Raw genomic sequence first — 12494 nt, 5'->3', positions numbered from 1 at the left:
TTGTGCGGTCCCTGTGGGAGCGGGCTTGCCCGCGAAGAGGTCGGGCCTGCTTACATCAGAAGCCCAGGCGATCGCGCAGGCTGTAGTACCAGGCGCCCAGGGCGCTGAACGGTACACGCAGCATCTGGCCACCCGGGAACGGGTAGTGCGGCAGGCCGGCGAAGGCGTCGAAACGTTCGGCCTGGCCACGCAGCGCCTCGGCCAGCACCTTGCCCGCCAGGTGGGTGTAGGTCACGCCGTGGCCCGAGCAACCCTGCGAGTAGTAGATGTTGTCGCCGATACGGCCGACCTGTGGCAGACGCGACAGGGTCAGCAGGAAGTTGCCGGTCCAGGCGTAGTCGATCTTGACGTTCTTCAGCTGCGGGAAGGCCTTGAGCATCTTCGGGCGAATGATCGCTTCGATGTTGGCCGGGTCGCGCGCACCGTACACTACGCCACCGCCGAAGATCAGGCGCTTGTCGCTGGTCAGGCGGTAGTAGTCGAGCAGGTAGTTGCAGTCTTCCACGCAGTAGTCCTGCGGCAGCAGGGTGCGGGCCAGTTCGTCGCCCAGCGGTTCGGTGGTGATCACCTGGGTGCCGCATGGCATCGACTTGGCCGCCAGCTCCGGTACCAGGTTGCCCAGGTAGGCGTTGCCGGCAACGATGATGAACTTGGCGCGGATCTTACCTTGCGGGGTGTGCACCACCGGGTTGGCACCACGCTCGATGCGGATGGCCGGGGTCTGCTCATAAATGATGCCGCCCAGCGATTCGACCGCGGCCGCTTCGCCCAGGGCCAGGTTCAGCGGGTGGATGTGGCCACCGCTCATGTCCAGCATGCCGCCCAGGTAGTTGTCGCAGGCGACCACTTCACGGATGCGCTTCTGGTCCATCAGCTCCAGCTGGGTGTGGCCGAAGCGTTCCCACAGGCGCTTTTGCGATTCCAGGTGGCCCATCTGCTTGGAGGTCAGCGCGGCGAACACGCCGCCGTCCTTCAGGTCGCACTGGATGTTGTACTTGGCCACGCGCTCACGGATGATGCGGCCGCCTTCGAAGGCCATCTTGCCCAGCAGTTGTGCTTCCTTGGGGCCGACGGTGCGTTCGATGACGTCGATGTCGCGGCTGTAGCTGTTGACGATCTGGCCACCGTTGCGGCCCGATGCGCCGAAGCCGACCTTGGCCGCTTCGACGATGCTCACCTTGAAGCCGTTTTCCAGCAGGAACAGCGCGCTGGACAGGCCGGTGTAGCCGGCACCGATGATGCAGATATCGGTTTCCACCTCACCCTGCAGCGCCGGACGTGGCGGCACCGGGTTGGCCGAGGCGGCGTAGTAGGACTGGGGGTAGGGGGTGTTAGCCATGCTGCAGGAACCTCTGTGTTTTATATTTTTAACGAATGTACCGATGCTATCAATAATAATAAACACCCGCTAGTCGTCCGTTGAAAATCCTTTACTGGCCTCCAGCCGGCCCTTCTCTATAAACAGTTTAAGATTCAGTGAGTTAGCGCGAAAAAAAGTGTTGACAGGGTTTTTGGAATGCGTAGAATGCGCACCACACGACAGGCACATAGCTCAGTTGGTTAGAGCACCACCTTGACATGGTGGGGGTCGTTGGTTCGAGTCCAATTGTGCCTACCAAACAAAGTCCCGGTCTCCGGGCATCAGAAAGGGCGATCCGCAAGGGTCGCCCTTTTTGCATTATGGGCGCATTCCAGGTGGCCGGTGCCGGCGCCCGCAGGTTTCTGAAAGTTTTTGATTTTTTTGAAAAAAACGCTTTACAGGTACGCATTCGATCACTAATATGCGCACCACACGACAGGCACATAGCTCAGTTGGTTAGAGCACCACCTTGACATGGTGGGGGTCGTTGGTTCGAGTCCAATTGTGCCTACCAAACAAAGTCCCGGTTTCCGGGCATCAGAAAGGGCGATCCGAAAGGGTCGCCCTTTTTGCATTCTGAATTGCCCCTCGAAGCAGCGTGTAACCTTTGGTCGCGGGCGGTGCCCTGGGTGGCCGTGGTAGAATCCGCCCCTTCGAATCTGGAGGTACACGCGTGCGCAAACTGGCAGTGGTATTGGCAGTGCTGGCCCTGGCGGGCTGTGAGAACGAGGTCGAGGGTGTGCACAAGCAGGTTGCCGAGCACCTGCACAACCCCAAGACCGCCAAGTTCGGCAACGTGCGGATCGACACCAAGGGCACCATCTGCGGCCAGGTCCGCGGCAAGGACGATGCTGGCCAGTACGAGGCTTACCGCAGCTACGTGGCAATCAAAGGTACCGATGGCCAATACGAAATCATCGTCGATGACGGCGGCAACAACCTGCGCATCCGTGAATATTGCGGCGGTGCCGATCTGCAGCGTCGCGCCGAAGCGTTGGCAGATCAGCCTGCACCTGAAGGGTGGGATGTCGAAGTGATCCAGGGTGCCAACATGGGCGCGCTGAGCGACATGACCGCACGCCTTATCGAGAAGGGCATCCCGTCCTCGGTCGAATACCGCGACGGCAAACCGGTAGTGTTGATGGGGCCGTTCCCGAGCAAGGCTGAAGCCGACGCGCGCAAGGCTGAGGTGATGGCCAAGCTGGGTACCGATTCGATCGTCATCCAGCATGGTGCGCAGCGCTAACTGTTATCTGTAGTCTTCCCCGGCTATGCTTGGCCTGAGACAAGCCAAACGGGGGAGGGCCTCATGTCTACGCTGGAGCGGGCCATTGCTGTGGCCGCCAGGGCACATGAAGGGCAATACGACAAGGGTGGAGCGGCTTATATCCTCCACCCGCTGCGGGTGATGATGCGGGTCAGCACGCCAGAGCAGCGCATTGTCGCAGTGCTGCATGACGTGATCGAAGATACGACGCTGACCGTTTCCGATCTGGCCCGAGAGGGCTTTCCCCTGAAAATTCTCGCCGCCTTGCTGGCCCTGAGCCGGCACCAGGGCGAAAGCTACCATGACTTCGTCGTGCGCCTGGGCAGCGACCCGCTGGCGCGTACCGTCAAGCTGGCCGACCTGGCCGACAACAGCGATCTCTCGCGTATTCCCATCCCTGGCCCTGCCGACCTGGCGCGGCTGGCCCGTTACCGCGAGGCCAGTGCCTACCTGCAGGCGCTGGCCTGAGCCTCAATCTTCCTTTGGCACGGTCCAGAAGATCTGCACACCGCCATCGTCGCGGTGGGCGAGGGTGACGTTGTCGTTCTCGGCGATTTCCTCGAGCAGGGTTTCCCAGTCATCGGGCGACTCGTGTTCCTGGCGGAAGATCAGTGCGGCGCGGCTGCGCTGGGCGAGGGGGTTGTTGATGATCTTCTGGATGCGCAGGCCCAGTTGTTGGTAGCTGCTTGCGGTTGCGGAGTCGGTGCTGGCCACGGGGGCGATTCCTTGTTGTGCTGTATGTGCGTACAGTATTTCAAGGCAAAATATTTCGCAACTGGCTCGGTGCTGGATTCTTCGCGGGCAAGCCCGCTCCCACAGGGTTATGTGGCACCTGCAGGAGCGGCATTAGCCGCGAAAGGGCCGATGCAAGCAGCGCACCAGCCCAAGTCATACCAGAATCAGTACTCCCAGAAGATCCGCTGCAGCTCCTTGCTGTCCTGGGTCTTGGTCATCGCCACCATCGCCAAAATCCGCGCCTTCTGCGGGTTCAGGTCGTGCGCCACCACCCAGTCGTACTTGTCATCAGGCTGTTCGGCATTACGCAGCACGAAACCACCCTGGTTGACGTGGGAAGAGCGAATGATCTGCACGCCGTTCTTGTGCAATTCCTGCAGCGTCGGCACTACCCGCGACGACACCGAGCCATTGCCGGTGCCGGCATGGATGATCGCTTTCGCCCCGCCCTGCGCCAGCGCCTTGTAGGCCGTGTCGCTGACATTGCCGTAGCTGTAGGCGATGTCCACCTGCGGCAGGCTGCTGATCTGCTTGATGTCGAACTCCGACTGGGTGGTATGGCGCTTGGCCGGCAGGCGGAACCAGTACGATTTGCCTTCCACGACCATGCCCATCGGGCCCCAGGCGCTCTTGAAGGCTTCGGTCTTGATGTTTACCGACTTGCTCACATCACGACCCGACTGGATCTCGTCGTTCATGGTCACCAGCACGCCCTTGCCGCGCGATTGCTTGTCACTGGCCACCGCCACGGCGTTGTACAGGTTGAGCATGCCGTCGGCAGACATTGCCGTGCCCGGGCGCATCGAGCCGACTACCACGATCGGTTTGTCGGTCTTCTCCACCAGGTTCAGGAAGTAGGCGGTTTCTTCCAGGGTGTCGGTGCCATGGGTGATGACGATGCCATCGACGTCCTTGCTGTCGGCAAGCTCGGCGACGCGCTTGGCCAGTTTCAGCAAATCGTCATTGGTGATGCTTTCGGAGGCAATCTGCATCACTTGCTCGCCGCGTACATTGGCCAGGTCGGCCAGTTCCGGCACGCCGGCAATCAGCTTGTCGACGCCGAGCTTGGCGGCCTGGTAGGTGGCGCTGTTGGCAGCGCTGGCGCCAGCGCCGGCAATGGTGCCGCCGGTGGCGAGGATCACCACGTTGGCCAGTTTCTGCTGGGTTTCGGCTTCCTTTGCCGAGGCGGTGGCGGGCAGGATCAGCAGTAGCGCCAGGGCGCTGGGAGCGAAGGACTTCAGTGCAGCATTCATAATTATTGTTCTCTCTCTTCCTGATGAGGTGGTTGCTGTGTCGCGCAGGGCAACAGGCAGAATCCGTACCAGCTGTGCGCGATCGTGTGTGGGAGCGGCCTTGCGTCGCGAATGGGCTGCGCAGCAGCCCCGGCAATTCCGGCGCAGAAGCTGAGAACCGGGGGCGCTACGCACCCCTTTCGCGACGCAAGGCCGCTCCCACACAAGGCGTATTCCATTCGGATCCCCGAACAAGCATAGGAAAAGGTGTTCGGTTTTTCGGAAAAATTCCGGATAATCTGCACCAGCAGCGTCTTGACCCCGCAAGCGAAACGGATTTGACAAAACCAGGTCCTGTTTCCATAGTTACCCAACGCAAACGTTTGCGATCCGATAAAAAACACAAGATTCGGAGTCATCTCCCATGAAGCTGCCGTTCCCCGGTCGTCTGCTGGCGCTAGCCGTCATCTCCTCGCTGTCCCTCGCCATGCCGCTGTCTGCCGCCCACGCAGAGGAAAAACCCAAGGTCGCGCTGGTGATGAAGTCACTGGCCAACGAATTCTTCCGCACCATGGAAGACGGCGCCAAGGACTACCAGAAAGCCCACCCTGGCGATTTCGACCTGGTTGCCAACGGCATCAAGAACGAAACCGATACCGGTGAACAGATCCGCATCGTCGAGCAGATGGTCAACTCGGGCGCCAAGGCCCTGGTGATCGCGCCGGCCGACTCCAAGGCGCTGGTCTCGGCGGTGAAGAAGGCCATGGACCAGGGCGTCATCGTCATCAACATCGACAACCGCCTGGACCCTGAGCTGCTCAAGAGCAAGGGCATCAGCGTGCCCTTCGTTGGCCCCGACAACCGCAAAGGCGCGCGCATGGTGGGCGACTACCTGGCCAAGGAAAAACTCAAGGCCGGTGACCAGGTCGGCATCATCGAGGGCGTGCCGACCACCACCAACGCCCAGCAGCGTACCGCTGGCTTCAAGGATGCAATGGACGCCGCGAAGATGAAGATCGTTTCGGTGCAGTCCGGCAACTGGGAGATCGACAAGGGCAACGCGGTCGCCGCCTCCATGCTCAACGAATACCCTGACCTCAAGGCGCTGCTGGCCGGTAACGACAGCATGGCCCTGGGTGCCGTCTCGGCCGTGCGTGCCGCTGGCAAGGCCGGCCAGGTGCAGGTGGTCGGCTACGACAACATCAATGCCATCAAGCCGATGCTCAAGGATGGCCGCGTGCTCGCCACCCTCGACCAGGCCGCCAGCCAGCAGGCGGTGTACGGTATCCAGGCAGCGCTGAAAGTGCTCAAGGGCGAGAAGCCGGACGTGGATGCCGACAACGTCATCCAGACCCCGGTCGAACTCATCACCAAGCCCTGACCCCAGCAGGAGAAGTGGCCATGTCTGCCTCGGCCAATGAAGTGGTGCTTGCCGCCAGCACGCTGGGCAAAAGCTACGCCCAGCCAGTGCTGGCCGAGGTCAGCCTGGCCCTGCGCGCCGGTGAAGTACTGGCGCTTACCGGCGAGAACGGCGCGGGCAAGAGCACCCTGTCCAAGCTCATTTGTGGCCTGGAAACACCCACCACCGGGCACATGACCTACTGCGGCCAGGCCTACGCGCCGGCCAGCCGCAGCGAGGCCGAGCGCCTCGGTGTGCGCATGGTCATGCAGGAGCTCAACCTGCTGCCTACCCTGACCGTGGCGGAAAACCTGTTCCTCGACAACCTGCCCAGCCGCTTCGGCTGGATCAGCCAGAAGCGCCTGCGCCAACTGGCCACGGCTGCCATGGCCCAGGTCGGCCTGGATGCCATCGACCCGGACACCCCGGTCGGCGAGCTGGGCATTGGCCACCAGCAGATGGTCGAGATCGCCCGCAACCTGATTGGCGACTGCCATGTGCTGATTTTCGACGAGCCCACGGCAATGCTCACCGCCCGCGAAGTGGAGCTGCTGTTCACCCAGATCGAGCGCCTGCGCCAGCGCGGCGTGGCCATCGTCTACATCTCCCACCGCCTGGAGGAGTTGCAGCGCGTGGCCCAGCGCATCGTCGTGCTGCGCGACGGCCAGCTGGTGTGCGACGAACCAATCCAGCGTTACAGCAGCGCCGAACTGGTCAACCTGATGGTCGGGCGCGAGCTGGGCGAGCATATCGACCTGGGCCGGCGCAGCATAGGTGCGCCGTTGCTCAAGGTCGACAAACTGTGCCGCGGCGACAAGGTGCGTGATGTGTCGCTGCAGGTCAGGGCAGGGGAGATCTTCGGCGTCTCTGGGCTGATCGGCGCCGGGCGCACCGAGCTGCTGCGGCTGATCTACGGTGCCGACCGGGCCGACAGCGGCAGCATCGAGATTGGTCAGCCACTCAAAGCGGTGTCCATCGATTCGCCCAAGGCTGCGGTAAAAGCCGGTATTGCCCTGATCACCGAAGACCGCAAGGGCGAGGGCCTGCTGTTGACGCAATCGATCAGCGCCAACATCGCCCTCGGCAATCTGCCTGCAGTGTCGCGTGCTGGGGTGCTCGACAGCGACGCGGAAAGGGCCCTGGCCGAACGCCAGATCAGCGCCATGCGCATCCGCAGTGCCAGCCCGGCACAGGTGGTTGGCGAGCTGTCTGGCGGTAACCAGCAGAAGGTGGTGATCGGCCGTTGGCTGGAACGCGACTGCCAGGTGCTGCTATTCGACGAGCCCACCCGCGGCATCGACGTCGGCGCCAAATTCGACATCTATGGCCTGCTGGCTGAACTGGCGCGCCAGGGCAAAGCCCTGGTGGTGGTGTCCAGCGACCTGCGCGAGCTGATGCTGATCTGCGACCGCATCGCCGTGCTCTCTGCCGGTCGCCTGATCGATACCTTCGACCGTGAACACTGGAGCCAGGACCAGCTTCTGGCTGCCGCCTTCGCCGGCTATCAAAAACGTGATGCCCTGCTGCACGAAGCAGCGCCCAGGATGGATGCATGAAGACCACACCCCTCGACACCCCGAGCGGCGCGCCCGTGCGCCGCAGCGGTAGCTACTACGGCCTGGGCACCTACCTGGGCCTGGCCGGCGCGTTGCTGGCGATGATCGTGCTGTTCTCGTTCCTGAGCAGCCACTTCTGGTCGTACGCCACCTTCAGTACCTTGGCCAACCAGATCCCCGACCTGATGGTGCTGGCCGTGGGCATGACCTTCGTGCTGATCATCGGCGGTATCGACCTGTCGGTCGGTTCGGTGCTGGCCCTGGCGGCATCCACGGTCAGCGTGGCGATCCTTGGCTGGGGCTGGGGCGTGCTGCCCGCAGCCTTGCTCGGCATGGCTGTCGCCGCCCTGGCCGGCAGTATCACCGGCGGCGTGACGGTGGCCTGGCGCATCCCTTCGTTCATCGTCTCGCTGGGTGTGCTGGAGATGGCCCGCGGCCTGGCCTACCAGTTCACCGACTCGCGTACTGCCTATATCGGCGACGCCTACGCCTGGTTTTCCAACCCGGTCGCCTTCGGTATCTCGCCGGCCTTCATCATCGCCTTGCTGGTGATCGTGGTGGCCCAGCTGGTACTGACCCGCACCGTGTTCGGCCGTTACCTGATCGGCATCGGCACCAACGAAGAGGCCGTGCGCCTGGCCGGCATCGACCCGCGCCCGTACAAGGTACTGGTGTTTGCCCTGATGGGGCTGCTCGCCGGCCTGGCCGCGCTGTTCCAGATCTCGCGCCTGGAAGCTGCCGACCCCAATGCCGGCTCCGGCCTGGAGCTGCAGGTGATCGCCGCCGTGGTGATCGGCGGCACCAGCCTGATGGGCGGGCGCGGCTCGGTCATCAGCACCTTCTTCGGTGTGCTGATCATCTCCGTGCTGGCCGCAGGGCTGGCGCAGATCGGCGCGTCGGAACCTACCAAACGCATCATCACCGGGGCGGTGATCGTCATCGCCGTGGTGCTCGACACTTATCGCAGCCGGCGTGCAGGCCGGCGGAACTGACAACATGGCAACCATCAAAGACGTCGCCGCCCTTGCGGGCATTTCCTACACCACGGTGTCACATGTACTGAACAAGACCCGCCCGGTCAGCGAGCAGGTACGGCTCAAGGTCGAGGCGGCCATCCTTGAGCTCGACTACGTGCCCAGCGCCGTGGCGCGCTCGCTGAAGGCGCGCAGCACGGCCACCATCGGCCTGCTGGTGCCCAACAGCATCAACCCGTACTTCGCCGAACTGGCCCGGGGCATCGAGGATGCCTGCGAGCGCAACGGCTATTGCGTGATCCTCTGTAACTCGGACGATAACCCGCAAAAGCAGCGCAGCTACCTGCGCGTGCTGCTGGAAAAACGCATCGACGGCCTGGTGGTGGCGTCGGTGGGCGAGGACGCCGACCTGCTGCAGAGCCTGGCCGGCGTGCGCACGCCGATGGTCATCGTCGACCGCGAGCTTGAGGGTGTCGATGCCGACCTGGTGCGCATCGACCATGAGCACGGTGCCTACCTGGCGACCCGCCATCTGCTGGAGCTGGGCCATCGCGACATCGCCTATATCGGCGGCCCCGCCGAGACGGGTGTCACGCAGTTGCGCCTGCGCGGCTTCCGCCAGGCCATGGCTGAAGCTGAGGTCGAGGTGCTGGCAGGCAGGGTGCTGCATTGCGACTTCACCAGCCCGGGCGGCCATGCCGCCGCCGCGCAGCTGCTCGATGGCGAGCGCCCGACGGCGATCTTCGCCGGCAACGACATGATCGGCTTCGGCGTGTTGCGCGCCGCTGCCGAGCGCAACATCAGCGTGCCGGGCGAGCTGTCGGTGATCGGCTTCGACGATATCGAGCTGAGCCGCTATGTGTACCCGCCGCTGACCACGGTCGGCCAATCGATTCGCGAGCTTGGCGAAAGCGCTGCCGCCTTGCTGCTGTCACGTATCGCCACGCCGCGGCGCGATGCCGCCGAACAGCGCATCGTCGCCCCGCGAATCGTGCTGCGCGAATCCACCGGGCCGCGCCCGGACCTGTTCAATGATTACCGCTAAGGAATTTGCGCCATGAATGCCAAGGTAGTGGTGGTCGGCAGCCTCAACATGGACCTGGTGGCCCGCGCCCAGCGGCTGCCGCGGCCCGGTGAAACACTGGCTGGGGAGAGTTTTTGCACCGTCCCTGGCGGCAAGGGTGCCAACCAGGCGGTGGCAGTGGCACGCCTGGGTGGCAGTGTGGCAATGGTGGGCAATGTCGGCGATGACGCCTACGGTCAGCAGTTGCGCCAGGCGCTGGAAGTGGAAGGCATCGATTGCCAGGCGGTCGGCGTGTGCCCGGGTGTGTCCAGTGGCGTGGCGCTGATTACCGTGGACGCTGCCAGTCAGAACTGCATCGTCATCATTCCTGGCGGTAACGGGTTGCTGACGCCCGAGTCGGTGCAGCGTTTCGATGCGTTGCTGCAGGCGGCCGAGGTGATCATCTGCCAGCTCGAAGTACCGGCCGAGACCGTGGCCTGGACCCTTGCCAGAGGGCATGAACTGGGCAAGCGGGTGATCCTGAACCCGGCGCCGGCCACTGGCCCGTTGCCGGCGAGCTGGTTTGCCCATATCGACTACCTCACCCCCAACGAAAGCGAGGCCGAGGCACTGACCGGGGAGCCGGTCAATGACCTGGAGAGCGCCCGCCGCGCTGGCGAGCGTTTGCTGCAACTGGGTGCCGGCAAGGTGATCGTCACCCTGGGTGCGCAAGGCGCCTTGTTCGTCAGCCGTGACGGTAGCCAGCATTTCCCGGCGCCGCAGGTGCAGCCGCTGGATACCACGGCGGCGGGCGACACCTTCATCGGCGGTTTTGCCGCGGCGCTGGTGCAGGGCAAGGGGGAGGGCGAGGCCATCGCTTTCGGCCAGCGTGCTGCGGCGTTGTCCGTCACCCGTGCCGGCGCCCAGCCGTCGATCCCTTATCTGGCGGAGCTGACGCCATGAAAAAGACCACGCTGCTCAACGTTGCGCTGTCGCGGACCATCGCCGGGATGGGCCATGGGGACATCCTGGTGATCGGTGATGCCGGCTTGCCGGTGCCGCCGGGAATCGAGCTGATCGACCTGGCGTTGACGGCGGGGGTACCGGATTTTGCCAGCGTGCTGCGCGCGGTGTTGAGCGAGTTGCAGGTGGAGCGGCATGTGCTGGCCGAAGAGATGCAGAAGGTGGTGCCGCCGGCGCTGGTCGAAATCGAGCGCCTGAAGGGCAAACTGGGCAAGCGTGAATGGCTGAGCCATGAGGATTTCAAAGTGCTGTCGCGCAGTGCCCGGGCGATCGTGCGCACCGGCGAGTGCCAGCCCTACAGCAACATCGCCCTGATATCCGGCGTCACCTTCTAACAAGCGAGCTCGGTGCGCTTTTTGTGTGGGAGCGGCCTTGCGTCGCGAAAGGGCCGCAAAGCGGCCCCGGCAGGTCATGCTGCGAAGCCGAAATCCCGGGGGCGCTGCGCACCCCTTTCGCGACGCAAGGCCGCTCCCACACAAAAGAGTGCATTTCACCATCCGGCAACAGGAGTGCCCCATGCTCAAGCCCCTGCTACAAGGACTCACCCTCATGGCCGCAGCCGCTACCACCACCCTCCAGGCCGCCCCGCGTGACCTGATCATCGACACCGACCCCGGCGCCGACGATGTAGTCGCACTGTTCCTGGCCATGGCCTCACCCGAGGCACTCAACATTCGCGCCATCACCACCGTTGCCGGCAACGTGCGCCTGGAAAAGACCTCGCGCAACGCCCGCCTGGCCCGCGAATGGGCCGGCCGTGAAGACATCCCGGTATACGCCGGGGCAGGGCGGCCACTGGTGCGCGCGCCTATCTACGCCGCTGATGTCCACGGTGAAGAAGGCCTGACCGGCGTCGCGGTGCATGAACCGAAAAAGCCCCTGGCCGAAGGCAATGCCGTGCAATACCTGGTCGATACCTTGGGGAGCGCCAAGCCCCACAGCATCACCATCGCCATGCTCGGCCCGCAGACCAACCTGGCCCTGGCGCTGATCCAGCGTCCGCAGATCGCCCAAGGCATCAAGGAAGTGGTGATCATGGGCGGTGCCCATTTCAACGGCGGCAACATCACCCCAGTGGCGGAATTCAACCTCTACGCCGACCCGCACGCCGCCGAAGTGGTGTTGGCCAGCGGCGTGCAACTCACCTACCTGCCGCTGGACGTTACCCACAAGATCCTTACCAGTGACGCCCGGCTCAAGCAGCTGGCCGCCGTGAACAACCACGCCAGCAAGCAGGTTGTCGATATTCTCCAGGCTTACATCAAGCACGACATGGACCTGTACGGCATGCCCGGTGGGCCGGTACATGACGCCAGTGTCATCGCCTATCTGCTAAAGCCCGAGCTGTTCAGCGGGCGGCGCATCCACATGAGCGTCGACAGCCGCGAAGGCCCGACTTTCGGTCAGACTGTCGCCGACTGGTACGGCGTGCTCAAGCAACCGGCCAATGTGCTGTGGATGAACGAGGGTGACGCTCAGGGCTTTTTCGACCTGCTCAGCGCGCGCCTGGCTCGATTGCAATAGCCGCGTGGGGCGCGTAGCGCTCGAATACCTGGTCGATGAAACTGCGCGCCGCTTCGCCGCCGCGGTCGCGCACCAGCAGGTCGATGGCGATCAACAGCAACTCTTCGGGCGTGCTGGGGCTGTAGGCGCTCTGGCCCTCGGCCCATTTGACCTTGATATCGGCGTCGATGCTGTGGCTGCTCATGGAAGGCTCTCGCTGGGGACCCGGGGTGGAGGGGCGAACACCGGATCCTGGCGTTCGAAGAAGGCACTGTGCCTTCACTTCCTAAAGTAAATCATGACTTTGCGGGGCAAACCAAGCGGCTCGTCGGGTGAGTGGTAAAATTCGGTCACGATTGCCTTTGGCCCCGGCGTGGTGAGTTCAGGCAGACTTGCGCGGTTTTGCAACGAATTACTGGTGGAGCTGTCGGATCAGGCAGTT

13 protein-coding genes and 2 tRNA genes are annotated in these 12494 nt (G+C 63.5%); 11 read left to right on the top strand and 4 right to left on the bottom strand.

Translation table 11 applies throughout. From position 1 onward, the window contains the following. Positions 1-55 precede the first annotated feature (55 nt). Positions 56-1339, bottom strand: a complete 1284-nt coding sequence (locus BUQ73_RS16345) for an NAD(P)/FAD-dependent oxidoreductase (RefSeq protein ID WP_079228848.1) — start codon at positions 1337-1339, stop codon at positions 56-58. A gap of 202 nt (positions 1340-1541) precedes the next feature. Here BUQ73_RS16345 and BUQ73_RS16340 point away from each other — a divergent pair. The 4 genes from BUQ73_RS16340 to BUQ73_RS16325 all read left to right on the top strand — a co-directional run bounded on the left by BUQ73_RS16340 (position 1542) and on the right by BUQ73_RS16325 (position 3095). Continuing rightward, positions 1542-1618 (top strand) — tRNA-Val (locus BUQ73_RS16340). 179 nt (positions 1619-1797) lie between these two features. After that, positions 1798-1874 (top strand) — tRNA-Val (locus tag BUQ73_RS16335). A gap of 159 nt (positions 1875-2033) precedes the next feature. After that, positions 2034-2606 carry an SPOR domain-containing protein gene (locus BUQ73_RS16330; RefSeq protein WP_079228847.1) on the top strand — a complete coding sequence of 191 codons (573 nt, stop codon included), beginning with the start codon at positions 2034-2036 and terminating at the stop codon, positions 2604-2606. Positions 2607-2669: 63 nt separating this feature from the next. Beyond that, positions 2670-3095 carry a GTP pyrophosphokinase gene (locus tag BUQ73_RS16325; protein WP_079228846.1) on the top strand — a complete coding sequence of 142 codons (426 nt, stop codon included), beginning with the start codon at positions 2670-2672 and terminating at the stop codon, positions 3093-3095. A gap of 3 nt (positions 3096-3098) precedes the next feature. Here BUQ73_RS16325 and BUQ73_RS16320 read toward each other — a convergent pair whose 3' ends face one another. Together BUQ73_RS16320 and BUQ73_RS16315 are read right to left on the bottom strand one after the other, a co-directional pair. Further along, complete coding sequence (locus BUQ73_RS16320; RefSeq protein WP_027920516.1) at positions 3099-3341, bottom strand: DUF1654 domain-containing protein; 243 nt, start codon at positions 3339-3341, stop codon at positions 3099-3101. Positions 3342-3526: 185 nt separating this feature from the next. Further along, on the bottom strand, positions 3527-4615 hold the full coding sequence (locus tag BUQ73_RS16315) for an asparaginase (protein ID WP_027920515.1): 1089 nt from the start codon (positions 4613-4615) through the stop codon (positions 3527-3529). A gap of 403 nt (positions 4616-5018) precedes the next feature. Between BUQ73_RS16315 and BUQ73_RS16310 the strand changes: the two genes are divergently transcribed. From BUQ73_RS16310 to BUQ73_RS16280, 7 genes are all read left to right on the top strand, one after another. After that, positions 5019-5975: a sugar ABC transporter substrate-binding protein gene (locus tag BUQ73_RS16310; RefSeq protein WP_079228845.1), complete on the top strand. Its 957-nt coding sequence runs from the start codon at positions 5019-5021 to the stop codon at positions 5973-5975. Positions 5976-5995: 20 nt separating this feature from the next. Next, positions 5996-7549: a sugar ABC transporter ATP-binding protein gene (locus BUQ73_RS16305; RefSeq protein WP_079228844.1), complete on the top strand. Its 1554-nt coding sequence runs from the start codon at positions 5996-5998 to the stop codon at positions 7547-7549. Then, a complete protein-coding gene (locus BUQ73_RS16300; protein ID WP_079228843.1) occupies positions 7546-8541 on the top strand; it encodes an ABC transporter permease in 996 nt (331 codons plus the stop codon). The genes BUQ73_RS16305 and BUQ73_RS16300 overlap by 4 nt, the downstream gene beginning before the upstream one ends. A gap of 4 nt (positions 8542-8545) precedes the next feature. Further along, entirely contained in the window at positions 8546-9568 is a 1023-nt protein-coding gene (locus BUQ73_RS16295) for a LacI family DNA-binding transcriptional regulator (protein WP_079228842.1), read from the top strand. Between the two features lie 12 nt (positions 9569-9580). After that, complete coding sequence (gene rbsK / locus BUQ73_RS16290; protein WP_079228841.1) at positions 9581-10489, top strand: ribokinase; 909 nt, start codon at positions 9581-9583, stop codon at positions 10487-10489. Further along, positions 10486-10884 (top strand): D-ribose pyranase, encoded by a 399-nt coding sequence (gene rbsD / locus BUQ73_RS16285; RefSeq protein ID WP_079228840.1) that lies wholly within the window; start codon positions 10486-10488, stop codon positions 10882-10884. Before rbsK ends, rbsD begins: the two co-directional genes overlap by 4 nt. 181 nt (positions 10885-11065) lie before the next feature. Then, a complete protein-coding gene (locus BUQ73_RS16280; RefSeq protein ID WP_079228839.1) occupies positions 11066-12073 on the top strand; it encodes a nucleoside hydrolase in 1008 nt (335 codons plus the stop codon). Here BUQ73_RS16280 and BUQ73_RS16275 read toward each other — a convergent pair. Then, positions 12045-12257, bottom strand: coding sequence for a hypothetical protein (locus BUQ73_RS16275; protein WP_027920507.1), 213 nt, complete (start codon positions 12255-12257; stop codon positions 12045-12047). The two genes, BUQ73_RS16280 and BUQ73_RS16275, sit on opposite strands and share 29 nt — an antisense overlap. Between the last annotated feature and the right edge of the window lie 237 nt (positions 12258-12494).

Origin of the sequence: Pseudomonas putida (assembly GCF_002025705.1) — a bacterium.
GTDB lineage: Bacteria > Pseudomonadota > Gammaproteobacteria > Pseudomonadales > Pseudomonadaceae > Aquipseudomonas > Aquipseudomonas putida_J.
The sequence above is the reverse complement of the archived record's forward strand: the minus strand, read 5'-3'. Positions and strand labels throughout refer to the sequence as shown.